Here is a 24,168-nt window from a genome sequence, read left to right on the forward strand (position 1 = left end):
TTGGCTTTGTAAGGGGCATCGCCAAAAAAGGCCGTCATGCTTCGACTACGCTCAGCATGACGGCCTTTTTTGTTCGTTCCGCTCTCCTTTTCCCCAACTTTTACAGCCGAATGCTGAACGCCAGCGGCTCCACCACCCACTGCTGCACCGCCGAGCGGTACACCACCCGCACCCCCGCCTCTACGGGCGTACGCAGCCGCAGCACGTTGAAGAGCACCAGCAAATCGGCCCCCACGTTGCGGTAGTTGAGCTGCGCGGCGGTGCCCCGGAAATCATTGCCCTGGGCAAAATCGCCGAACACGGTGGCCCGCAGGCGCTGCACATACAGCAGCCGGCCCAGTTCCCAATGGGTATAGCCCAACGGCAGGAAATAGTCCAGGCTGCTCACTCCCAGGCGGTCGAAGCTGGTGTAGCCCTCGCCGCGCGGGAATGACACGGCGGGCGCAAACTGGTACTGCATCTGGTCCTGCCACTGGTAACCGGCCCGCACCCGGATGGCGTGATGCCGCCACAGCCCCGGCAAAAACGCGCTGGCCTGCGCCGCTAGCTGCCGCGCCTCCAGCCCGGTGCCAAACGGCGTGGTACGCCATGTGCCCAAAAAAGTATAGCCCAGCGTGGGCGCAATGCCCCGCGCCGGCGCCTTGCGCTGCTTCACGTAGCTGAGGGTGGTTTGCAGGGCATTGAGGGGCGCGTTGGGGCTGACATCGGAAAGCTTCCGGACGGGCAGGTCGTAGCCGTACACCTGCTCGTGCAGGAAGTAGGTGCCCAGCGACATGGCTTCCAGAAATTTGGAATGCGTGAGGTTGAGCGGCAGCCGCAGCCCGGCCGTGAGGCGGGCGTACTGCCACTGGTCACGGTAGGTAGCTCCCCGGTAAATGATGGCCGCGTCGCGCCCGCCATACGTCACATCCGCATCCAGCACCGGGAAGCGCCCCTGGTAGCTGAGCGCGCCGGTCACGTTGAAGGTACGCTCCACCTGGTCGTACCCCAGCCCGGCGAAGGCCTGCGTGGTGTTCAGCAAGTCCTGCGAGCGCAGGCCCACGCTCACCGTATTGCCGCTCGGGCTCTGCACCACGCCGTAGCTGAACAGGTTGAAAGCATGCGCCAGCGGCCGGTACCGCCGCACGCCATAGCGCGGCAAGGCCGAATCGGGCCGGGCCGCCAGCAGGCGCGGCACCAGCTTGCCGGCCGGCTCCTGCGCCGTGAGAGCCGCCGCGTAGGGGCCAGGAATATCGGCCGTGGCGGTGGGCACCGGTACCCAGGCCGTGGTATCGAGCGGCATTTCGACCACCTGCGCCCCGGTGGCCCGGTAGTCGTGGAAGGCCAGCGTGCGCCCACCGGGCGAGACGGCCGCTTGGTACGCCCCGAATGGCCGGGCCGTGACGCGGTAGGTCTGGCCGGTGCGGGCGCTCACGGCGTAAATGTTGTCGATGCCCGACTGGGCCGAGTTGTAGAGCACGAAATCGCGCCAGGGCTGCGGGTTAGCCAGGTTGAGATTGGCCACGGGCAGCAGGGCTTTTGAAGTGCCGGTGGTAGGGTCAATGACGGCAATAGTTTTGCCGGCGGCGCTCAGCGTCACGGCTACCAGGCGGCGGCCGTCGGGGTGCCAGCGGGGCTGCTGGTAGAAGTCGTTGGCGGGGTTGGGCAGGGTCTGGATTTCGGCCCCGGTTTGGGCATCCAGAATAACGAGGGCATGATGGTAATCGGCATTCTCCCGCACGGCCACCAGCCGCAACCCATCGGGCGAAAGCGCGGCGGCCGAATACCGCAGCCCCTTGCCGATGCGCGTGAGCCGGCCGGTTTTCAGGTCCAGCACTTTTAGCTCAGAAGCAATGCGCTGGCCCCAGCGGGCATGCTGCTGGTACTCGGGCCACACGGCCCGGCCGCCACCCACCGACAGCATCTCGGGAATGTTCAGCTGGCCCGGCGTGAACACCGTCTGCTCGGCTCCGTGCCGGCTCAGCAGCACGAAGCGGGGGATGATGGCGAGGCCGGTTTTCAGGGCCAGCACCGTGCTGTCGTTCACGTACTGCGGGTATTGGTATTGGGTGAAAATTTTTCCAACCCCGGCCTGCCGCAGCTCCCGCACCGGCGTGGTGGTGGGCTGCTCCCGCTGCTGCACCCACCACAGCGAGTCGATTTCGGCCATGCTGCGCGCGTACACCTGTTCCACCCGCAGGCCGGTGGTGCGCCGGATGCCGTTGGAAAACGAGAACGGGTAGAATGGAAACCGGTAATAGTTGTCCAGCACCTTGGCCCACACATCGGGGCCGTAGTGGGCTTTCAGGTACGAAGTCATGAAGTAGCCCAGCACGTACCAGTCGGGCACGTTGTCGCGCAGCGAGCCGTTCACGGCCTTCTGGTAGCTGTAGTTGAAGCCGCTGTGCAGGTTGGCGCGCAGGCCCACGTTGAAATTGGGAATGCGCCCGCGCCCGCTGCGCGTCAGGGCCGTTTCGGTGCCCACGGCGTCGCCCTCAAAAAACCATTGCGGCACGCCCACCGCCGCAATGCCCAGCGCCCCATCGCCAAACAACGGCCCCAGCACCCGGCCCACGCCCTGCCGCGCCTTCTCGAACTGCCCCACGTGCCGGAACTCGTGCACCGCCAGTCCATCGAGCCAGTCCACGGTGCCCAGCCCAAACCCCTGCTGCGGCGTGGTAAAAAACTCGGCGTGCCGGGGCAAAAACGTCACGAAGCCGTTGCTGACCGTGGTCTGGTTCTGCATCACCACCGCAATGGGGCGCGGATTCACGCCCAGCGTGGCCACATCGGGGCCGTGCAGCTGCTCCAGCCGGGCGGCCGTGTGCTGCGCGGCCGAGTCAATCCCGCCCGCGTAGAGCACCCGAAAATGCGGCGTGCGGACCTCGCGCCAGCGCAGCTCGGGCGGGTTTTGGGGCAGGATGGGCAGGCTTTGGGCGTGGGCCGGAGCAGTAAAAACCAGGCTCAGCAGCCCCGGCAGCAACAAACGACGCATGGGTAGCGGATGGAATCGGCGGGAATAGATAAATTGGGCACTAAAGAACGTCATGCAGCGGCAGTACCGATGCCAACGGGGCCAGCCGTTGCGTTTGGGCCCAGACTTCTGAACTTTCGGAGGCCGGATGCGTTAAGCTAAAAAATAATTGATGTAGCGACATCAAATGTAGCAACATTGATTATCTTTGTATTCTCAATTCACCTTTTCAACCCCCAACGCCATGTCCGAAACCACCGCCACCGCCACCAAATGGGTGCTCGACCCTACGCACTCCGAAGTACAGTTCAAAATCAAGCACCTGGTTATTTCCACCGTCACCGGCTCGTTCAACACCTTCGCCGGCACGCTGGAATCGGCCAGCGACGACAACTTTGAGAATGCCAAAGTAGATTTTTCGCTTGATGTGGAAAGTATCAATACCAACCAGGAGCAGCGCGACGCCCACCTGCGCGGCGAGGAGTTCTTCGATTCGGCTAAGTTCCCGAAAATCAAGTTTGAGTCGACTTCCTTCGTGAAAACCGGCGGCAACGAGTACAAGGTAACCGGCAACCTGACCGTGAAGGACGTGACCAAGCCCGTGACCCTGGAAGCCGAATACGGCGGCTCGGCCGTCGATTTCTACGGCAACCACAAGGCTGGCTTCGAGGTAACCGGCAAAATCAACCGCAAGGAATTTGGCCTGACCTGGGGCGCCGTCACGGAAGCTGGCTCCATCGTGGTGGGCGACGACGTGAAGCTGATTTTCAACGTGCAGTTCGTGAAGCAGGCGTAATTAGCCGGTTTCTGACCGAGCAGCAAGGCGGCCGTTCCCATTGGAACGGCCGTCTTTTTTTGTGGGCATGCAACGCGGCAAGTCCGGCGGCGGTCAACGCCCTGAACCCGATTCTTCCACATTTTAAACTGCCGGCCCATGCTACGCAACACATTCTCCTTCTTCCTGGCCGCACTGCTGGCCGGCGCTTTCCTCGGCTGCAAAAAAGACTGTGCCACCCCCGCACCGAGCTGCTACAGCGGCAAAGTGGTGGCCTATACCTGCATGATGGGCCCCCTGATTGAGGTGGACGCGGCGTACCCCATCGGCGCGCGGGCCGTGTCGATAGCGGGCAACCGCTTCCTTGGCAACAACGTCATCGCCGTGGCCAATCCGGCCAGCTTGCGCAACATAAGCCAGGTGGGACAAGTGCTGTATTTCACCTACACCCCGGCTTCTACTCCGGCGGTGGCCGCCTGCCTGGCGGCGGACGGCACTACTACCCCCGTGCCCATCCTGTCTCTCAGCAATGTGTCGACCATAAGCTGTGACTCGGCCCGCGCCAAGTAGCGGCCAATTGTAAAAAAGCAAAAAAGGCGGCCCGATGGGCCGCCTTTTTTGTGGTTCACTAGCTTTACGCCGACAGTAATTCCTTGTCCGGCACGCTCTGGTCTTTGAGGGTGGCCGTGCCGCGCTCCTTGCGCATGATGCGCGAGTAAAGGCTGATTTCCTGGTCGAACAGGAATTTAAAGAAGAGCTTGGTGTAGCTGGTGTGGGCCAGCAGCGGCTCGTAGAACTCGGGGGCCACGGTTTTGAGCTTGGGCAGGTTGTTCCACGGAATGCTGGGCATGTCGTGGTGCTCGTTGTGGAAGCCCACGTTGAGGTTGATGCCGTTGAGGCGGCCGTAGTAGGAATAGGTTTCCTGCTCGGGGCTGAGGGTGAGGTAGTGTTCCTGAATCCAGCGGGCGCCCAGCGGGTGCAGGCCGACGGAAAACCAGAAGCTGAGGAACAGGTACAGCAGCGCCGTCCAACCGAAGAAGTACACGATGGCCACATCGAAGGCCACCTGGGCCACAATATTGGCGGCCACGTACTTATCAATGGTCGCCACCTCGCGGCAGCGCGCCGTGCGAATTACCTGAAACAGCGGGAAGAAAAACAGCCAGATGGCCTTGCCAATGCTGTAATTATGAATCAGCTTGGCCTCGTACCAGTCGGGCAGGTCGGCGTCCAGCTCGTGCACGCCCTGAAAAACGTGGTGCTTGATGTGGAAATTCTTGAAGCTGATGGCCGTGGGAAAAACCGACGGGAAATTGGCCAGAATGCCGGTGGCCACGTTCTGCCATATCTTCCGGAACACCAGGTTGTGAGCCGCTTCGTGAATCACCACAAACAGCGTGTGCGAAAAAAACGCCCCCACCAGATACGCCGCCGGAATGGTCCAGTACCAGGCTTTATCCCGCAGGAAATACGCAATGGCCACCTGGGCCACCACGCAGCCCAGGCCGATGAGGAAGGTGGTGGGGTTGCGCGTCATCAGCTGCTTCACCTCGGGGTGGGCCTTGATGATTTGGCGGGTGCGGATGCGGTGCGGCTCGGGGGCCGTGGCCACGGTGAAAGCGGTAGGTGCTGATGCCATAAGAAGCAGAAAGCGGGCGCAATGAGTAGGGACGCGCCCGGCCTTTCAGACAAAAATACGGCAAATAGGTTCAGCCTGAAACGCCGGGGGCGCTACGGCAGGCTGCGCAGCCAGTCTTCGGCGTCCTCCAGGCGGTCAAACATTTTTATCTCAAACTGGTCGCTGATGCGCTGGTGCAAATCCTGCATCGAGAGCTGCCCAAAAACGCCCGGGGCCAGCACCTGGGCAAAGTAGCGCAGGCCGGCCTGCATGATGCGCGGCGTCCAGACCTGAGCCACCCAGTCGTTGGCATCCACGAAGCGGCCCACCAGCTCGCGGTGGTCGTTGAGCAGCTTGGGGCAGGGCTCGGCGCGGAGCATGTCGATGTAAGCCAGACCGCCGGTCTGGATGGTCGCCAGGGTTTGCACGCCCGACCATTCCGCGTGAATCCAGTTATTCACCCGGTCGCGGGTGGCCGTAAGGAATACGTGGCCATCGGGGCGGCGAAAGGTGAGGATATCAGCAGGTTGCACGGAGGAAATAGCGAAGAAGGATTATAACATCCCAAACCTACTGAAAAATCCCAGCAGCTACAGCTGCATCAGCCAGGCTTTGGCCGTGTCGATGTCGTCGAAGGTGGCCACCACGGGCTGGCCAGCCGTGAACTGCAGGGTGAGGTCGGTGGAGAGGCGGCTGTAGATGTTGGGCGAGTATATCCAGGCGAAGTACTGCAGGCCGGCGGCCGTCATGGCTGGAAACCACTCCGTGCCGGCCCACTCGGCGGCTTCGCTCCACATGCTCGTCACGCGGGTGTTGTCGTTCAGCACTTTGTGGCAATGCTGCACCTGCAATAGCCTCAGCATTTCCTGGCCGCCGTGCTGCACGCTGGCCAGGTTCTGGTCGCCGTGCCAGTCGGCCAGAATCCACTCATTCAGATGGTCGTAGGAAATGGTGATATGTGGTGCTTCTAGTAAAGTTTGTAAAGACATAGCGACAGGCTGGACGGCAACAGCGCCTGCTACGTGAAATACGCAGCAAAAGATGCGCACATTATTCACTTTTACCGATTTTATAGACCTGAGCACTTCAAAACCATGATAGAACGGTTATAACGCTGGCATAAATACGGATAGGCAACGTCATAAATATGGGCAGGCCCGGGAATCTGGCGAATAAATTTGCCACCAGCCCCTTCAGGGCTTGGCTACGTTTGCATGCCCGCCCAATAGCCACGCAACCCTGCCAACCCGGACCGCGCCCGGGGCCGTACATGGTACTCAAGCAGATGGGCGCGGGCTGTAAGGCCGGCGGCGCAGCCGCGTCTACCGACGCAGCAACTCCTTATTAGCATTCCTCTCTTCGTCATCATTTTCATGAAAAGTCAATTGAAATCCCTGCTTGGCATTGGCCTGCTGGCCTTCACGTTTGCTTGCGGCTCGCAGCAGCCCGCCGATGCCCAGAACCCGCCACGCTCCACGGCGGGCTTCGCGCCGACCAACCTGACGGGGCTGGCCGTGGCTACCTTCGCGGGTGGCTGCTTCTGGGCCCAGGAAGAAGCTTTTGAGCAGATAAAGGGCGTGAAGCAGGTGGTGAGCGGCTACGCCGGCGGCACCAAAGCCAACCCTACTTATGAGGAGGTGGCCGACAAAACCACCGGCCACACCGAAACGGTGCAGATTTACTACGACCCCAAAGTCATCAGCTACCAGAAGCTGGCCGATATTTTCTTCACCGCCTCGCACGACCCCACCCAGCTGAACCGCCAGGGACCGGACGCCGGGCCGGAGTACCGCTCGGCCGCGTTCTACCGCACCCCGGAGGAAAAGAGAATCCTGGAAACCACCATTGCCCGGGTCAATGCCTCGAAAGAATACGACGGCAAGATTGTGACCCAGGTGGTGCCGTTCCAGAAGTTCTGGCCCGCCGAGGACTATCACCAGGGCTACTACCGCCTGCACCCCGAAAACCCTTACATCGCCCACGTTTCGGCGCACAAAGTGGAGCACGTGCAAAAGCTGTTTCCGCAAGACCTCAAAAACCCGTTGTAGCTGCCGACTGTTCAATTGACGCACTACTCAAAAAGCCCCGACCTGCAACGGCCGGGGCTTTTTGATAGCCGCTGTGCACGCACGCCCAGCGGCCTATCTTTGAAAGCAGAAGTAGCCGGCTGGTAGTCTGCTTCGGTTGAATGACCCGTCCGTTAAGTATGTCTGTTGCCACTCCACCCGCGCTGGATTTTGAGCTGCTGTTTTCGCTGCTGCCCGCGCCCCATGGCGTACTGGCCCCCGACGGCACGGTGCTGCACCTGAACGCGGCCATGGCCGCCCTGCTACCCGTCGGCAGCACGCCCGGAGCCCTCATTGGCCAGCCGCTGGCGGCCCTGCGCACGGCCATTGAAACGGGCGGACACCTGCTGGCGGCCAATGCGGCCTGGGGTCCGGCGCTGGCCGCCGCGCTGGCCGGCACGGCCCAGGTGCTGATGCCTGACCCGGTACTCACCGGCCTGGCCCCGCCGCACGGCTACTGGCAGGCCACGTTGCAGCCCGTGCCGCAGGAGCGGCTGCAGTACGTGCTGCTGCGCCTGCTCGATGTGACGCCGCAGGTGCGCAGCCAGCAGGTGGCCACGCAGGAGCAGGAACGGTTCCGGTTTTTGGCTGAAAGCCTGCCCCAGCTCATTTGGGCGACCAATGCCGACGGCAAAGCCGACTACACCAATCAGCGCTTCATTGCCTACACCGGCCACGACGTGCTGCTAATGTCGGAGGACGAAAAAGCTGCCTTGTGGCAACAAATTATTCACCCCGATGACCTGGCAGGCATGTATGCCCAGTGGGGCGCGGCGCTGCAAAGCACCCAGCCCTTTGAACTGGAATTCCGGATGCGGGGCACGGATGGCGAGTACCGCTGGTTTATCTCGCAGGTGGTGGCGCAGCGCGGGGCCGATGGGCAGGTGCAGCGCTGGTTTGGCCTGTGCACCGACGTGGATGCCCGCCACCGCGCCCAGCTGCAGGTGGGCGTCCAGCAGCGCCACATGCAGCGCATCCTCGACCAGCTGCCGCTCACCATCACCTCGATGGAAGCCCCCGATTTCCGGTTCACCTTTCTCTCGGCCCGCGCCCGCGAGATGATGGGGCCGCGCGCCGGCGTGGGCACCACCGTGGCCGAAAGCCTGCCCGAAATTGCCGAGCAGGGCTACCTGAAATTATTGGAGCAAGTGGTGGCCACCGGCCAGCCCATACTGGGCCACGAAGAGCATTCTATCCTGACCGACCCCGCCACCGGCGAGCCCCGGGAGCATTACAACAACTTCGGCTACCTGCCGCTGGCCGGCGAACCCGGGGCGGCCCCCGGCGTGCTAGCCTACAGCCTCGACGTGACGGAACAGGTACGGGCCCGCCAGCGCAGCGAAGCCCTGCAGGCCCAGGCCCACGCCGCCGACCAGCGCCTGCGCCGCGTTACCGAGAGCCTGCCGTCCATCACCTTCATCAGCGACCAGGCCGGGGAAGTGCTCTACCTCAGCCCGCAGTGGTACGCCTACACCGGCACCCGGCCCACCGACGACCTGGCCGAGGTGTGGGCCGCCTGCCTGCACCCCGACGATACCGCCCGCGTGGCCACGGCCTACAGCGCCGCGCTGGCCGCCGGCACGCCGTGGCGCTACGAGCTGCGCCTGCGCCGCCACGACGGTGAGTACCGTTGGTTTATGAGCCAGGGCGTGCCCGAGCCGCTGGCCGATGCCGTGGGCCTCTCCCGCCAGTGGTTCGGCTCCGACCTCGACATTCACGAGCTGCACGAGGCCCGGTACCGCCTCGAAATCAAGGACCGGCAGCTGAGCCAGATTCTGGCTCAGGCCCCGGCCTTTATTGCCACGTTTGAGGGCCCCGACCACCGCTACTCGTTCTTCAACGCCGGGTATAATGAGTTAATGAGCCCTCGCCCCCGCCTGGGCCAGCCCGTGGCCGAAGCGCAGCCCGAAGTAGCGAAACAGGGCTTTCTGAAGCTTCTCGACCGCGTGTACCAGACCGGCGAGCCGTTTGTGGGGCACGAAATGCTCATCCGGCTGCCGGGCCAATCTCCCACCGACGCGTATACCGAGCAATACTTCGACCTGAGTCTGGTGCCCCTGTGCGACGACGAGAACCAGGTGTACGGCGTGCTTAATTTTGCGCTGGAAGTAACTGAGCGCGTGTACGCCCGCCAGCGCGCCGAGGCCCTGGCCGCCGAAATGAGCCGCCGCAACGAGCAGGTGAACGCCATCACGGCTTCGGTGCCGGTGTTCATCTTCAATTTCGACCCCAGCGGCTCCATCACCTACACCAACCCATACTTCTACGAGTACACCGGCCTGAACCCCGAAGCCGCACCCGACTCGGCCTGGGAGTCCCTCCCGCCCGACGACCGCGCCGCCGTGAGCGCCGTGGGCCAGGCCGCCATGGCCGCCGGCCAGGCCTGGGAAGCTACCTTCCGCTGCCGCCGGCGCGATGGCGAGCTGCGCTGGTTCCAGACCAAGGTTCAGCCTTACACCGATGCGGCCGGGCAGCTGGCGGGCTTCAGCGCGGCCACCGTGGAAATCCACGACCTGCACGAGCGCACCGAGGAACTGGCCCGCAGCCGCACCGACTTTGCCGCGCTGGCCGACAAAATGTCCCAGCTGGCCTGGATGGCCGATGCCACGGGGCATATTTTCTGGTACAACCAGCGCTGGTATGACTTCACGGGCACTACGCTGGAAACCATGCAGGGCACGGGCTGGCAGGCCGTGCACGACCCCGAGCTGGTGGAAGGCGTGAATGCGCGCTACCTGGCGGCCATCCAGGCCGGGCAGCCGTGGGAAGACACCTTCCCGCTGCGCCGCCACGACGGCGCATATCACTGGTTTCTGAGCCGCGCCCGGCCCATCCGCGACGCGGCCACCGGCGAAGTGGTGCGCTGGTTTGGCACCAACACCGACGTGACCGAGCTGCGCCGCCTGCAAACCCAGCTGGCCGAGAGTGAGGAAGAGCAACGCATTCAGGCCGAGAGCATTCCGCAGCAGGTATGGACGGCCCGGCCCGATGGCACCGTGGACTTCTACAACCACCGCACGGCCGCCTACCTGGGCGAAGCCATGGAGAAGAACGGCGCCGCGAACTGGCTCAGCTTCGTGCACCCCGACGACCGTGCCCTCATGCAGGAGCGGTGGCAGGCCGCCATTGCCAGCCAGCGCTACTACGAGGCCGAGTTCCGGCTGCGCCGCTACGACGGCCAGTACCGCTGGTTTCTGGGCCAGGCCCAGGCGCGCCGCGCGCCCGGCGGAGGCATCCTGAAATGGTACGGCACCAACACCGACGTGCACCAGCAGCGCGTGCTGCAGGAGCAGGTGCTGGCCAGCCAGGCCCGCTTCAAGCAGCTGCTCGAAGCCCTGCCCCAAATGGCGTGGACCTCGCGCCCCGATGGCAGCGTGAACTACTACAACCAACGCTGGTACGACCTCACGGGCAGCACCTTCGAAACCATGCGCGACTGGGGCTGGGAGCGGTTTATTCATCCCGATGACCTGGCGAATACCATGGCCCTGTGGAAGCACAGCGTGGCCACGGGTACCGACTTTGAAGCCGAGCACCGCTGGCGCGACCAGATGGGCCACTACCGCTGGTTTCTGGCCCGCGCCGAAGCCATCCGCGACAAGGACGGCGCCGTGGCCCTCTGGGTGGGGGCTAATACCGACGTGCACGAATTCAAGCAGGTGCAACAGCAGCTCGAAGCGCAGAACGCCCGCCTGAGGCGCACCAACGAAGACCTCGACAACTTCGTGTACACGGCCTCGCACGACCTCAAGCAGCCCATCAACAACATGGCCGGCATTTTCGACGAGCTGACCCGCACGGCCTATTTCCGCGACCCCGACGCCATCAAGCTCATCGACTATTTCGAGCGTGCCCTGGGCCGGATTTATGCCACCATCGACGACCTCAGCGCCATTGTGCAGGTGCAGCGCCAGCAGCAGGAGCGGCCCGTGGAAGCCGTAGACCTTGCCCAACTGGTGGGGGAAATAACGGCCAGCCTGCACGACCAGATTGAGCAGAGCAAGGCCACTTTTGAGCTGGATTTTGCCACTTTCCCGGCCGTTGATTTCGTGCGGCCTAACCTGCAAAGCGTCCTGTTCAACCTCATCAGCAACTCGCTGAAATATGCCGCTCCCGCCCGCCCGCCGCGCATCCGCCTCAGCAGCACCCCCGATGCCCTTACCGGCCGCCCCACCCTCACGGTGCAGGACAACGGCCTGGGCATCGACCTTGACCGCTTTGGGCCGCAGCTGTTCCAGCTGTTCCGCCGCTTCCACTCTCACGTCGACGGCACCGGCATGGGCCTCTACCTCGTCAACCGCATTGTGCAGAACCACGGCGGCCGCATCGAAGTGAGCAGCAAGGTGGACGAAGGCACCACGTTCCAGATTTATTTGTGAGGCTCTGAACGGTTGCAGTAAATTGGGTTACGCTCAGCATAACGTTCTCACTTTAAACCTCATCTCCTCCCCGCCCGTGCTCCAATCCAAGCTCCCCGACGTTGGCGTCAGCATTTTCACCCAAATGACCCTGCTGGCCCAGGAAACCGGGGCCATCAACCTTGCCCAGGGTTTTCCTGATTACGACCCGCCGCAGGAACTGCTCGAAGCCCTGGCCCGCCACGCCCTCATCCCCGGCCACCACCAGTACGCGCCCATGCCGGGCCTGCCCCGGCTGCGCGAGGCCATTGCCGCCCAGGTAGCCCGCCTCCACGCCGATGCGCCCGCCCCCGACCCGGCCACCGAAATCACCATCACGGCCGGGGCCACCGAGGCCTTGTATGCCGTGCTGGCCGCCGTGGTGCGTCCCGGCGATGAGGTACTGGTGTTTGAGCCGGCCTATGATTTGTACGGCCCCGCCATCCGGTTGCAGGGCGGTGTGCCGCGCTACGCGCGCCTGCCCGCCCCACACTTCCGGCCCGACTGGGACGCCGTGCGCCGCGTGCTCACGGCCCGTACCCGCTTGGTGATAGTGAACACCCCCCACAACCCCAGCGGCGCCGTTTTCACGGCCGACGACTGGCAGGAGTTGGCACGCCTGCTGGATGGCACCGACGCGCTGGTGCTCAGCGACGAAGTGTACGAGCACCTTGTGTTCGACGGCGCGCCGCGCATAAGCGCCCGCCAGCACCCGGCCTTGCGCGAGCGCAGCTTTGTGCTTTCATCCTTTGGCAAAACCTACCACGCCACCGGCTGGAAAGTGGGCTACTGCATTGCCCCGCCCGCCCTCACGGCCGAGGTGCGCCGCGTGCACCAGTTCCTCACCTTCGCCGTGAGCACGCCCACCCAGCACGCCCTCGCCGATGCCCTCGCTGGCGATGCCACCGATGCCCACGCCCGCGGCCTGGCCGGCTTTTATCAGCAGAAACGCGACGAGTTTCGGGCCTTGCTCGCGGGCGCGGGCTGGGACTTATTGCCCGTGCCCGGCGGCTACTTTCAGCTGGCCCGCTACGATGCTATCTCGCCCGCCAGCGACCTGGCTTTCGCCCAGTTTCTGGCCCGCGACAAGGGCGTGGCCGTGGTGCCAGTCTCAGCTTTTTACCATGATGGGTTCGATGATGGCCTCATTCGGTTCTGCTTCGCCAAAGAGTCGGCCACGCTGCACGCAGCGGCGGCGCGGCTCCGGCCGTAACCGCGGATGGCTTTTTCTCAGATTGCTCACTTGCACGGCCTGCTTTTCTATGAAAAGCGGGCCGGTCTATTTTCGGCTTGTGACACCTGATGACCGAGATTGTGCAAGTTGACAGAAGCTTACATAGACCCCGATGATTTGGAAGCTCCTCCCTTGTATACAAAGGCATGCCACCTAAAAAAGGGTGTTTTAGCTGTTCCCCCCATTCCAAAAACAGGAGGCGTATGTCCCAAGCTCATCAATATGGTGTGCTCCCCTACTATAACGGTGGTGCTTCAGCAAATCTTCACATATTTTTCACTCTTGGAAAAAACTAATTTTTAATTTACACGCATCTTCCATTGAACTATATTGGCCCGAAGTATGCTTCTGCACTTTCACTTTTGAGAAAGGCTTAAAATTCATTCTTTGGCCCTTTATTTTAACTAGTGCTTCTAGCCGTTCGCCGATTATTTTTCAGCATTCGGCCTGTTATGCCCCTTCCGGCGTTCACTATTTATTCCAAATTCATACCTTTCGAAATATTGAAAGCTGAACTGTAATTCAATTCGGCTTTTTTCTATTCTCCTAACACATCCCACCCGTGTCATTTGAACTAGAAATGGCGGCCCGCCTCACGGCTGGCGCCCCCGGCGTTTCGCACGCCCCCGCCCGCATCTCCTACGACCATGTGGTGCTGCCCGGCGATTTCCCCGACCCCACCGTCACCAAAATCGGTGACACCTATTGGGCCAGCGCCACCTCGGCCGAGTGGGGCGCGGTGTTCCCGATTTTCACCTCGAAGAATTTGCTCGACTGGGAATTGGTGAGCCACGTTTTCCCCGAAAAGCTGCCCGACTGGGCCGGCTCCAACTTTTGGGCCCCTGAGTTTTACCACGAGAATGACCGCACCTACATGTACTACACCGCCCGCAAAAAGGGCGGCATGCTGTGCGTGGCCGTGGCCAGCGCCGACCACCCCGCCGGCCCGTACACCGACCACGGCATACTGGTAGGCCAGGAAGCCGGCTCCATCGACGGTTTTGCCATGCCCGATGAGCACGGCGACCTCTACCTCATCTGGAAGGAAGACGGCAACTCCTGCCACCAGGACACGCCCATCTGGGCCCAGCGCCTGAACGATGAGCGCACCGCCCTCGTCGGCGAAGCCACTGAGTTGTTCGGCAACGACGTGAAGTGGGAAGGCCCGCTGGTGGAAGGCTCGGCCCTGGTGCGGCACAACGGCTGGTTCTACATGTTCTATGCCGGCAACAGCTGCTGCGGCAAGGGCTGCAACTACGCCACCGGCGTGGCCCGCTCCCGCAACCTGCTGGGGCCCTGGGAAAAGCACGAGCAAAACCCCATCCTCGACCGCAATAGCACCTGGAAATGCCCCGGCCACGGCACCGTGACCGAGCTGGACGGCCGCTGGTTCCTGCTGCACCACGCCTACGCGGCCGAAAGCCACGAGTTTGTGGGCCGCCAGGGCCTGCTCAGCGAGTTTACCTGGAATGCCGACGAGTGGCCCGAATTTGTGCACCGCAGCCCGCAGGCCCCGGCTCTCACCAACATGGGCCGCTTTAACGTGGCCGATGAGTTCGGGGGCGACCGCCTGGGCCTGGAGTGGCAATGGCCCATTGGCCAGCAGCCCTCCACGGCCGTGCGCCACGGCCAGCTGCACCTCGCCGCCCACGACTCGCGCCTTGGCGCCTTGGTAGCGCGCCGCACCCACGCCGCCACCTACAAGGCTGCCACCACCATCGACTTCGCCAACCTGCCCGTCGACACCTTCGCCGGCCTGGCCGCCGTGGGCGACCCTTACAACGCCCTGGCTCTGATGGCCGGCAATGGCCAGCTCCAAATATGGCACCTGAAAAGTGGCAAGCAGCAGTGCCTGGTCAACATCTTCATCGATGCCTGCCCCACCCTCACGCTGCGCCTCGAAGTGTGGGGCGGCCAGCGCTACCGCTTCGCCTACAGCACCGACGGGGCCACCTGGCAGCCCCTCCCCACCGAAAGCTTCACCCTGAACGGCACCTACCTCCCACCCTGGGACCGGGGCGTGCGCGTGGCCCTGGTGGCCCAAGGCACAACCGACAGCGCCGCCACGTTCAACAATTTCATCATCCGCAACCAGCGGTAGGATGATGAAATTGGATAGAAAAGGACCGTCACGCTGAGCGCAGTCGAAGCGTGACGGTCTTAATTAATTTAGCCCTTAAACAGCAACGCCCGACACAGTGTGTCGGGCGTTGCTGTTTTTGCTATTTCAAACTACCGTGCTCTAGCGGCGGTGCTTGGCCTTGCTCTTAGTTTTGGAGGGCGTGGACTTCTTGCTGGATTTGTGAGCCGTGCTCTTTTTAGCTTTCGAAGAGCTGCTGTGCGTGGTTTTGCTTTTGGCTTTGCTGCTCTTGCTTTTCGAGGTGCTTTTGCTGCTGTGGGCAGTCGACTTGCTTTTGCTTTTCGACTTGCTCGCCTTGCTTTTGCTGCTATGCGACGTGGCTTTGTGGGCTTTCGATTTGCTGCGGCTGCTGTGGCGGGCGGCGCGACGGGCTTCAGCCCGGGCCTCGGCGCGCGCTTCGGCTCTGGCTTCGGCGCGTGCTTCTTCGCGGCGGGCAGCGGCCCGGCGGGCGGCGCGGGCTTCGGCATGGCTGGCCTCGTAGCTGCGGGCGGTGCGGGCCGACGTGTTGACGGCTTCGTCGGTGGCCTCGGCGTAGTGGGCCGTGGCGTCGGTTTCGGGGGCGGCGGTGTTGTCCTCGGTGTTGGCTTTCGGAGCTTCCGCGACGATTTTCTTGCGGCGCACCGGCATCAGAAAATCGCGCTCGGCGCGCTCGCGGAGGCTGAGGTTTTCCTCGCCCGGCAGCTTCGTTACGGGCGTTTGTTTCTCGTTTTGGGCCTGAGCGCTGCCCCAGGTGAGCAGCAGCGAAAGGAAGACAAATAGGTGCTTCATAGACGAATAAAGGAATAACAACGGTAGACAAAGCTACACCTTACCCCGGTTAAATGCAAGGGCGAAGTGGTTTTAAACGCTGTTGGAGCCGTTTCAGCCGCCTAAGGGCCTATTTTAGCGGTTCGGCAGCTACGGGGCCACCCGCAGCCGCACGCCGGCCGACTGCGCTCCAAATTCGGGAGCATACAAACACTGTACCTGGCTCAGGCCGCCCGAAAAATCGCCGGCTTGGCTGGCCCGCAGCCGGTACTCGAAAACGTGTGTGCCGCGCGGCACTTCGCTCAGGAAAAAGTTCGTGGCCGCGTCGCGGGGCGACTCATAGTAGCCCAGGCCGTTCTGGTAGCGGTAGCCGCTGGTCTGGCCGATGGGTTCGAGGCCGGCGGCGCGCTGGTCCTTGAGGTGCACGTATTCGAGGGCGCGGTCGGTGCGCAGCACGAGGCGCACCACCAGCGCATCGCCAATTTTCAGGGGCGACGTGGGCGTGAGCTTTTCCAGTACCGGACCACTGGCGGTGCGGGTTTCGCGGTAGAGCTGGCGCTCCAGGCTGAGCGGCGTGGCGGCGGGCGTCACCTTGTCGATGTCCTCGAAATACTGCCAGTAGAGCGCCCCCCAGGCCACGCCCGCGTCGGGTTTGGTGAGGGTGACTTTGCCTTGCGCGGGCTGCACGTCGGCGGCGGGCCAGCTGGTTTTGAAATAGCCGGTGCCGGCCTGGGCGGCTTCGGGCCGGATGCTTTGGCCGCCGACGGTGACTTGCAGGGGCTGGGTGGGCGCGAGCCAGTCGGAGCCGCGCAGCAGCAGGGCGTAGCAGGCATCGGCGGTGGCACGGGTGCTTTCCCAGCTGTGGGTCTGCTTTTGTTTAAGCAGCCAGAGCTTCATTCCGTCCACCGATTTTTGGTCGTTCTTCACCTCATCGAAGGCTTCAATGAGCGTGGCCTGGGTTTCGGTGGGGGCTTCGCGCCAGTAGTAGCCGCCGCGCACTTCCTTCCAATACATGCCCAGCTCGGGCGAGTGCAGGGCATTTTCCGAAAGAGCCCGCAGGATTTCAGCGGCGGCCGGGGTTTTAGCATCCTGGCGGAACAGGGCCAGGGCAACTTGCGCTTGCAGGTAGCGCGTTTGGGCGGGCCAGAAATTGGCGGCCTGTTCGCGGTAGTAGGTGGCGGCGGTTTTCGAGGCGGCTTCGGCTGGCTGGGGCCAGAAGCTGCGGGCGTAGAGGGCCTGGATTTGCAGGTCGCTGAGGTGGTTTTCGGTCAGCTTTACGCCCTTGGTTTGGCGCAGGCGGGCGTAGTCGGCAGCCAGCTCGGCATCGAGGTAGCGCAGGGCATTTTGCAGGATGTCGCGGCCCACGGCATCTTTCCCGGCATCGAACGCGCCCAGCTTTTTCAGCTTGCCGAAGCCGGCTACGATGAGCTGGGTGATGTACCGGTCATCGGGCATTTTGTCGAACCACGGAAAAGCGCCGCCGGGCAGCTGCATGCGCTGGAGCTTGAGCAGGGCACGGGCGGTTTCGCCTTGCAGGCGGGTTTCATCAAACAGCTCGGTGAGGCGGGCCAGACGGGCGGTTTCGCTTTGCGCATTGCGCACCCAGGGGGTTTCCTGAAGCAGCAGGTTTTTGAGCTCCTGGTTTTGGGCCAGCTTGCTTTCGAGGGCATTTTTCTGAGATGCCGTACCGCTCTGCGCCTGCCGCGTCCACTCGGCCAGGATGGTTTTGAAGCGCGGGTTCGATTTGAGAATCTGAGCCGCGACGAGGTTAGCGTAGAGGCGGCTGAATACCTGCTCGGAGCACTCATAGGGATATTCCATGAGGTAGGGCAGGCTCTGCACGGCGTACCAGGCGGGGTTGGCCGTCATTTCCAGCGTGAGCGAGTAGTTGCGGCGCGTGGGGCTGTTGGTGCTGGTGAGTTTCTGCAGCTCAAATTCCCGCGTCCCAGGCCCCACGATGGGCAGCGGCAGGCTTTCGGTGATGAGAATGCGGTTGGGCAGGACCGGCAGCGTGTTCTCCTCGCCATCGGAGAAAGTGGTAGCGGGCTGCTTGCTGCGCTTGGTGTTTTTGCCTTTCGCTTCGTCTTGGCCACCTGCCTGCGCTACTACCCGATACGTCACCGCAGCCGGCGCGAAATCAGCAGGGATGCTCAACTCCCAGCCCAGCGCGGCGCTTTGGTGCGCGGCGGCCGACACGGTTTGCTGCGCCGGCCCGTGCAGCAATTGGTTGGTGATGTCCTGGCCCGTGGCGGCGTCAATCAGAAATAATTGCGCGGTGCCGCTGGTGGCGTGGTCGGTCAGGTTTGAGAACTTGGCGGGGAAGGTGAAGGTATCGCCCTGCCGCAGGAAGCGCGGCGCATTGGGCGTAATCTGGATTTCCTTCTGCGTCACGAGTTGCCGGGCGAGCTGGCCGCTGTGCAGGGCTTTGTCGTGGGCCAGGGCTAGTAGCTGCCAGCGCGTTACAGCCTCGGGCATTTGAAATTCGAGCACTACGTCGCCGTTCTTATCGGTGCGCAGGGCCGGCTGCCAGAAGGCTGTTTCGCGGAAATCGGTGCGGGTGGGGATGGTGGTGAGGTCGGGGGGGGTGGGCTTGGAACGGCTCGCTCCTGCGCTGTTGGTATCAGCTACCTCTTCGTGCAGAGCCTCATCGTCGTTTTTGATGACCGGCGCTGTGAATCTCACTTTAGAAGCCATTGGTGCAGGAGCGGCCATTGCCATAGCTGCGTTTCCACGCACCGTTACCCGACGTACTACTTTATCTTTTAAATCTGCTTGGTCGGGTATTTCTTCTGAATTATTAATCCAGTCCTTCAACTCCGGATATTCAATGTCATCAATCCCTCGGCTCTCCTCCCCAAACATCATTTCCGAATTCACCTCCTCAAACTCCCCCATCCACCCAAACCGCGCCGGATAATACCCCGCGCCCAACTCCAGCCCCATGAAGCTGTGCGGCCGGAAAATGTCCAGGCTCTGATCGTACAGCGTGGCTAGTAGCTCGGCATCGGCGGCTTTGCCGTTGGCCTGGTGGATGGTGACGCGCCAGGTTTCCTTCTGGCCGGGCTGGAGCTTGTCGCGGAACGTGGCAATGGACAGCCGCAGCGGCTGGGGTTTCTCAGCCACCTGCACGGTGGCATCGTGGCGGTAGAGGCGGCCGTCGCGCACCTGCGTGGTGTGGATGTAGAGCGGGCCGACGGCCGTGGTAGCGCCGCTTTCGAGGCTGAGGCGGCGCTGCTCGCCGGCCTTCAGCGTCAGCCATTCCTGCCGCAATAGCCGGCCTTCACGCTCCACTTCCAGCAGAATGCGCGCGCCGGCCTCGCTGCTGCCCAGCAGAATTTCGGTGGACTGGCCGGGGGCCACGGTATCGGCCAGGGCCACAAACCAATCGGGCGTGGCATAGGGCACGGCAGCGGCTTGCGAATCGTAGAGCGTGAAATCGAGCTTCGCCCGGGCCGAATCGGCTCCGGCGGCGCGGGCTTCAAGGCGGTAGCGGCCGGTGGGCAACTGGGCGAGGGCGGCTTTCAGGTCGAGCGTGGCGCTGGCTTTGGTATCGAAGGACAGGGTCTGTACCAGCTCGGCGGGGGCTTCGTTCTCCTCCGTTTCGGGCGCCGGACCGGGCACGCCGGGCGGGTTGGGGCGGTAGCGGCGGGCCAGCAGGCGCAGGGTGCCGGTGGCAGGCAGCGGCTCGCCGGTGGCGTTGGTGCTGAGCAGCTTGATAGTGGGCAGATGCTGCTTATCTAGCTCAGTTGGGCCGGTGAGTTGCAGGCTGAGCGGGTTGCGGCCGATGGGCAGGCTGCGGGTGCCGGTGCGGGTTTCGCCGGCCGCGTCGGTCACGTCGGCGGTTATTTCGAACAGGTAGCCCGGCTCCCACCGGCGGCCGGCCGGCCTGGGCACCAGCGGCGGCGTGAAGGTGAGGCTGAACCGGCCCTCAGCATCGGTGATGGAGCTGCCGTGGGCAATTTCCTGGCTGCCCTGCCCCCGCCCCGGCCCGTAGATGCCGCGCCCACCAAAGCCGTAATCAAACAGCGGAAACAGCTCGCGGCGCGTAACGCGGTAGCGCACCGCCGCACCGTCGGTGGCCTGCCCGGCATAGGCCCGGGCGCGGCCGTTAATGGTGAGCGGCTGACCCAGCTGCGGCCGGCCGGGCACCGAATCGATGCTGACCAGGAAGGTAGGCCGCTTATAGTCCTCCACCGCGAAGCTGAGGCTGCCGTAGTCGGTTTGCAGGCTCATTTCGCCATTGAGCAGGCCCGTGGGCAGCACCAGGGAGCCGTGAAAACTACCGAAATCAGAAGTCGTGAAGGGCAGCGTTTGCACGGTCTGGCCGTTCACATCCACCAGCCGCACGCTCACCGCCTGGCCGGTCACCAGGCTGCTTTTGGCGCGTAGGGTTTCGGTCAGAATGCCTTTGAAGTACAGCGTCTGGCCGGGCCGGTAAATAGCGCGGTCAGTAAAGAGGAAGGTGCGGCGCTGGGCCTGTTCCGTTATCTGGGTGGGCTGGTAGTAGCCCCAGATACCATCCAGCTTCAACGTGTCGTTGCCCTGCCAGACGCGCACGGCCGTTACTCGCTCAGCATTCGATTCGTTGGGGCTGGAAGCCTGGATTTCCACTTCGCCCGAAGCTGCTGTTTTATACACGTCACCCACGCGGGTCACCTGTTTCCGTGCCTTCTGGTCGTAGCGGCTGTAAGTGGCCTGTGCCTGCACACCGGCCAGTGGCACGCCCTGCTGCCGATGGAGCAGTAGCAGCTTCAGCGCCCAATCTGTAAGACCATGTCGATTCAGGGCGCTCAACTCGCTGGCTCCTACAAAGCCGTAGCTCGTCACCGCGCCCGGCCGCCCTTCCGTTGGCTTCGCCGCTTGATTACTGATGATGACCAAGTAATACCCAATAGGCAGCGCCGCGCCCGCCGCCCCAAACTTCTGCTCCTTATAATCCTGCGAATGCGTGGGCACCGGCACGGTCCAGGTAGCCGCTGGCGCAGCTTTCAGGGCGCGGGCGTAGCGCTGGGCCACCGTGCGGTTCTTTTCATCGTATTGCCTAGATTTCTCCCACTCGCTCAGCGAAATGCGGTACGCCCAGGCGTGCAATTCAGTCACGTTGCGGGCCGTCATATTCAGCCGCCAGGGCTGGTTGGGCACCACGATATCGGCCGCCGAAAATGCCAGCTCCGGCTGCTCAATCTGCGCCCGCAGCTGCCGCGCCCGCGCTGCACCGCGCGATTTCGGGAACCGCGCCTCGGCATCCTGCGCCAGGCGCACGGCGGCCACGTTATCGCCGGCCTCGCGCACCGCCTCGGCCCGCCGCGCCATAAACTCCGTGCTGATGGGCAGCGTCTTATAAGTCTCGGCCAGGCGCACCAAGGCCGGCTCATACTGCGCCGCCAAATCCGTATTCTGGGTGATGCTGTGCAGGTAATCAATCCGGCTCAGGTCCACATCGGCTAATGCGGCCACGTTCTGCGGCGCCAGCTGCTGGCGCGAGGCCGTGAGGCGCTGCAACAGGTGCAGCGCGTGCAGCTGGCCGTTCAGCGAGTCGGCATCCGGGGCCAGCAGGCGTAGCGCGGCAAACTCGGCCGCAGTTCCAAACAGCTTCGGGTCCGTGAGCTGAAACTGCTGTTCGGGCCGGGCCACGTACAGCTCCTGATTTTTCAGCCCCTCGATGGCGCGCTGGGCCAGCAGGTCGTAGAGCGTGGGGCGCAGGGCGCGGCCTTCGGCATCGCCGCCGGTAACCAGGTCGCCGAGGTCGGCCAGGGTGGTTTTCAGCTGCTTCTGCGGCTCGTCTTCTACCGACTGATAGTAGTGCCGCACGATGGCCGCGCCCAGCCGGCCCATGTCCCAGGTGGCGAGTCCGGTGCCGCCGTCGGCGGTTTTCTGGTCGTCGGTGGTAGGCGTGGCCCCGGCCGTGCGCTGGTAAAGGCGGTAGCGGTTCTGGTTGAGGTAGTTGGTGTACTGCTCGGCCAGGAGCGAGTGCAGAATGGGCCGCGCCGGAAAGGCAGCCGTTTTCACATCGGCTTCCAGCAGGGCAATGGCTTTTTCGTCGGCATCTTCCTGCCCGGCTTGCAGCAGACGGATTTTGTAGAGCAGCGCCCGCACGTAGGCTGCGCTGTTGTTCTCCTTTTTGGCCTGCTGATAAATGGCTTCCACCAGCGGCGCGGCCGTGGCGGTCTGGTCCTTCTTTAGCAGCGCGTCAATCTTCTTCCAGCGGGCGGCGTAGGGGCCGGGCGGCGGGCCGGGAGCAGCAGAGTCGGCACTAAAAATCATGGTCAGCAGCAGGCAGGCAAACAGAAACAAGCGCATAGGCGAAGCGGGCACTGGCAAAGGTTGGAGCCATAAAGATGCTCGGCCGGGCATTATTGCACAGAGCGGGCCATTTTCCGCACGCCGTAGCGCGAACTTTTAATCCCCGCCCCCTCTACGGCGTCATTCTGTGACGCGACGGACAAGGTCAGGCTATAAAAAAAGCGCCGGGCTGCCCGGCGCTTTTCGCATTTCCATCGTCATTCTGCCAAAATCCTGCCGATGGCACGGCCGCTTTTCAGGCCGCCGAAGCGCTGGCTGTCACGGTATTGCCGGCCAGCACGGCCTCGGCCTGGGCAATGTGGCGCTGCATGTGTACCACCAGGAATTCGAGCTGGTCGGTGAGGCGCAGCAAAATTAATGGGAATAAGGCATTGGGAATCCGAATGGCGTTGGCATTTACCTGCCGGGCCAATAGTGTGAGGCGCAGCAATTCATCCACTTGCCGGCTGAAAACCTCCGTAACGGTGCGCGGTAGCCGGGTGCCCGTGGGGGCGTAGCGCTGCGGCGAAGTGTAGGTTTTCACGCTGGCCGGCGTGCGCATGGCGTCAATAAATTTCTTGCCCAAATAGCCCTGCTTGGCCACGGCCGCCGGCTTCGAGCCCCGCTCCTGGGCGCGCTTGATGCGGGCCGCGATGCTGGGCAAGTAGTAGCCGCCCACGATGTTGAGGTGCTCCAGGCACTGGCCGGCGCTCCAGCGACTGGGGCCGGGGCGGCGGTTCAGTTCTTCGGCGCTCAGGGGACGAAAACGCTGCTGCGCCTTTACCCGCAGCAGCAGCAGGTCATTGGTTAGCTGGTCGAAGAAATCGGAAGTGGCACGGGCGGCAACGGGCATAAAAGCAGAGGCTAACGAGTCGTAAACATACAATTTTGCAGCGGATTCCGAATAATTTACGGTGGGTTTCTGCCCCGCCAAGCTCAACATTTGGGTCCGGCTGGTATCTTGGCTGCATGGTAAAACAATGTTTTTGGTATTGTAGTGCACTGGTTGTCTTAGCAACGGCATTTTTCGGCGAGGCTCGGGCCCAGGCCGTGCCCAATGCCGGCGAACGGGTGGAAAGCCTGGTCACCTTTGGCGCGCAGTCGGACAAGATGTGGGGCGACGATGATTACACCCAGACCTTCTTCTTCCTCATCCCCGAAAAACAGCGCACCCCGGTTTATATCCGCGTGTTCGACCCCGACTGTGGCGGCAAAAACGACGACCTGAAAGGCGCCGCCAACACCACTACCTCGTTCAGCCTCTACGGCGGCCCGGGCACCTTCAGCGGCCCGCAGGCGCGCGACCCGCGCCCCACCAACCCCACGCCCACCGGCCGCCTGCTCAAGAGCCAGACCTTCGGCAACGAGCCCAAATACGATGGCAAGTGGTACACCTTCGGCCCGCTCAACCCGCTGGAAGGCGAGATGGTGGACGAGTTCAAAGGCCATGTTTTCAAACTGGTGGCCCGCGGCCTGACCGGCAACGACGGCAACCTGTACCGCTACTTTTTCAGCACCAGCCCCACCGAGAATGTGTCGGTGGAAGGCGGCAACGCCTTCACCTACGAGTACTGCTTCCGTCTGCCGGCCACGGCCAGCAAAACCACCGTGCACCTCTACCCCTTCGTAAACGACAAGGTGGTGAGCATTAAGCAAAGCAATTTCGACGCCGACAATGCAGCCACGCTCAACGTGTTCAGCATTGCCAAAAACGGCCAGCCCGGTACTATGAGCGGCGACGGCGAATGGAGTAGCAGCGTCTTCCCGGTGTCGCCCAAAGAGCACGGCCTCAGCCTCGATTTCCGCCTCACCTCCACCAAGCCCGCCCCCAACGACATGGTGTTCTACGTGACCGACCAGTACGAAACGGCCATGCCATTTTTCGCCATTCCGCTGGGCGGCCCGCCGCGCTACCAGTACGATATCAACGTGAAAGTGCACCGCTAAGCGCTACTT

At 63.0% G+C, this 24,168-nt stretch carries 14 protein-coding genes; 7 read left to right on the forward strand and 7 right to left on the reverse strand.

The features are described from left to right. Positions 1 to 100 precede the first annotated feature (100 nt). Positions 101 to 2,974 (reverse strand): TolB family protein, encoded by a 2,874-nt coding sequence (locus ACYU7Q_RS17715; RefSeq protein ID WP_460610754.1) that lies wholly within the window; start codon positions 2,972 to 2,974, stop codon positions 101 to 103. A gap of 223 nt (positions 2,975 to 3,197) precedes the next feature. On the opposite strand from ACYU7Q_RS17715, the gene ACYU7Q_RS17720 reads away from it, so the two are divergent. Further along, positions 3,198 to 3,749, forward strand: coding sequence for a YceI family protein (locus ACYU7Q_RS17720; RefSeq protein ID WP_460610755.1), 552 nt, complete (start codon positions 3,198 to 3,200; stop codon positions 3,747 to 3,749). 138 nt (positions 3,750 to 3,887) lie between these two features. Next, a complete protein-coding gene (locus ACYU7Q_RS17725; protein ID WP_460610756.1) occupies positions 3,888 to 4,298 on the forward strand; it encodes a hypothetical protein in 411 nt (136 codons plus the stop codon). Positions 4,299 to 4,362: 64 nt separating this feature from the next. On the opposite strand, the gene ACYU7Q_RS17730 is transcribed toward ACYU7Q_RS17725, so the two are convergent. From ACYU7Q_RS17730 to ACYU7Q_RS17740, 3 genes are all read right to left on the reverse strand, one after another. Beyond that, complete coding sequence (locus tag ACYU7Q_RS17730; RefSeq protein WP_460610757.1) at positions 4,363 to 5,367, reverse strand: fatty acid desaturase family protein; 1,005 nt, start codon at positions 5,365 to 5,367, stop codon at positions 4,363 to 4,365. 92 nt (positions 5,368 to 5,459) lie between these two features. Beyond that, positions 5,460 to 5,879, reverse strand: a complete 420-nt coding sequence (locus ACYU7Q_RS17735) for a hypothetical protein (RefSeq protein WP_460610758.1) — start codon at positions 5,877 to 5,879, stop codon at positions 5,460 to 5,462. A gap of 57 nt (positions 5,880 to 5,936) precedes the next feature. After that, positions 5,937 to 6,335: a hypothetical protein gene (locus ACYU7Q_RS17740; protein WP_460610759.1), complete on the reverse strand. Its 399-nt coding sequence runs from the start codon at positions 6,333 to 6,335 to the stop codon at positions 5,937 to 5,939. Positions 6,336 to 6,719: 384 nt separating this feature from the next. Here ACYU7Q_RS17740 and msrA point away from each other — a divergent pair, with 384 nt between their 5' ends. The 4 genes from msrA to ACYU7Q_RS17760 all read left to right on the forward strand — a co-directional run bounded on the left by msrA (position 6,720) and on the right by ACYU7Q_RS17760 (position 15,144). Beyond that, a complete protein-coding gene (msrA, locus tag ACYU7Q_RS17745; RefSeq protein ID WP_460610760.1) occupies positions 6,720 to 7,394 on the forward strand; it encodes a peptide-methionine (S)-S-oxide reductase in 675 nt (224 codons plus the stop codon). Positions 7,395 to 7,552: 158 nt separating this feature from the next. Next, the gene (locus ACYU7Q_RS17750) at positions 7,553 to 11,791 is read left to right on the forward strand and encodes a PAS domain-containing sensor histidine kinase (protein WP_460610761.1); all 4,239 of its coding nucleotides are present in this window, start codon (positions 7,553 to 7,555) and stop codon (positions 11,789 to 11,791) included. A gap of 76 nt (positions 11,792 to 11,867) precedes the next feature. After that, the gene (locus ACYU7Q_RS17755) at positions 11,868 to 13,022 is read left to right on the forward strand and encodes a methionine aminotransferase (protein WP_460610763.1); all 1,155 of its coding nucleotides are present in this window, start codon (positions 11,868 to 11,870) and stop codon (positions 13,020 to 13,022) included. A 583-nt stretch (positions 13,023 to 13,605) separates the two neighbouring features. Continuing rightward, a complete protein-coding gene (locus tag ACYU7Q_RS17760; protein WP_460610764.1) occupies positions 13,606 to 15,144 on the forward strand; it encodes a family 43 glycosylhydrolase in 1,539 nt (512 codons plus the stop codon). Between the two features lie 141 nt (positions 15,145 to 15,285). Here ACYU7Q_RS17760 and ACYU7Q_RS17765 read toward each other — a convergent pair whose 3' ends face one another. From ACYU7Q_RS17765 to ACYU7Q_RS17775, 3 genes are all read right to left on the reverse strand, one after another. Further along, positions 15,286 to 15,951 (reverse strand): hypothetical protein, encoded by a 666-nt coding sequence (locus tag ACYU7Q_RS17765; protein ID WP_460610765.1) that lies wholly within the window; start codon positions 15,949 to 15,951, stop codon positions 15,286 to 15,288. Between the two features lie 129 nt (positions 15,952 to 16,080). Next, positions 16,081 to 22,230, reverse strand: coding sequence for an alpha-2-macroglobulin family protein (locus ACYU7Q_RS17770; protein ID WP_460610766.1), 6,150 nt, complete (start codon positions 22,228 to 22,230; stop codon positions 16,081 to 16,083). A gap of 238 nt (positions 22,231 to 22,468) precedes the next feature. Then, positions 22,469 to 23,065 (reverse strand): DinB family protein, encoded by a 597-nt coding sequence (locus ACYU7Q_RS17775; protein WP_460610767.1) that lies wholly within the window; start codon positions 23,063 to 23,065, stop codon positions 22,469 to 22,471. A gap of 197 nt (positions 23,066 to 23,262) precedes the next feature. Between ACYU7Q_RS17775 and ACYU7Q_RS17780 the strand changes: the two genes are divergently transcribed. Next, positions 23,263 to 24,159: a hypothetical protein gene (locus ACYU7Q_RS17780; protein WP_460610768.1), complete on the forward strand. Its 897-nt coding sequence runs from the start codon at positions 23,263 to 23,265 to the stop codon at positions 24,157 to 24,159. Positions 24,160 to 24,168: the final 9 nt, after the last annotated feature.

The sequence above is a fragment of the Hymenobacter terrigena genome (assembly GCF_054776515.1).

Coding starts and splice junctions, on each gene's coding strand:
- ACYU7Q_RS17715 (WP_460610754.1), bottom strand. CDS start 2,974: ATGCGTCGTTTGTTGCTGCCGGGGCTGCTGAGCCTGGTTTTTACTGCT.
- ACYU7Q_RS17720 (WP_460610755.1), top strand. CDS start 3,198: ATGTCCGAAACCACCGCCACCGCCACCAAATGGGTGCTCGACCCTACG.
- ACYU7Q_RS17725 (WP_460610756.1), top strand. CDS start 3,888: ATGCTACGCAACACATTCTCCTTCTTCCTGGCCGCACTGCTGGCCGGC.
- ACYU7Q_RS17730 (WP_460610757.1), bottom strand. CDS start 5,367: ATGGCATCAGCACCTACCGCTTTCACCGTGGCCACGGCCCCCGAGCCG.
- ACYU7Q_RS17740 (WP_460610759.1), bottom strand. CDS start 6,335: ATGTCTTTACAAACTTTACTAGAAGCACCACATATCACCATTTCCTAC.
- msrA (WP_460610760.1), top strand. CDS start 6,720: ATGAAAAGTCAATTGAAATCCCTGCTTGGCATTGGCCTGCTGGCCTTC.
- ACYU7Q_RS17750 (WP_460610761.1), top strand. CDS start 7,553: ATGTCTGTTGCCACTCCACCCGCGCTGGATTTTGAGCTGCTGTTTTCG.
- ACYU7Q_RS17765 (WP_460610765.1), bottom strand. CDS start 15,951: ATGAAGCACCTATTTGTCTTCCTTTCGCTGCTGCTCACCTGGGGCAGC.
- ACYU7Q_RS17770 (WP_460610766.1), bottom strand. CDS start 22,230: ATGCGCTTGTTTCTGTTTGCCTGCCTGCTGCTGACCATGATTTTTAGT.
- ACYU7Q_RS17775 (WP_460610767.1), bottom strand. CDS start 23,065: ATGCCCGTTGCCGCCCGTGCCACTTCCGATTTCTTCGACCAGCTAACC.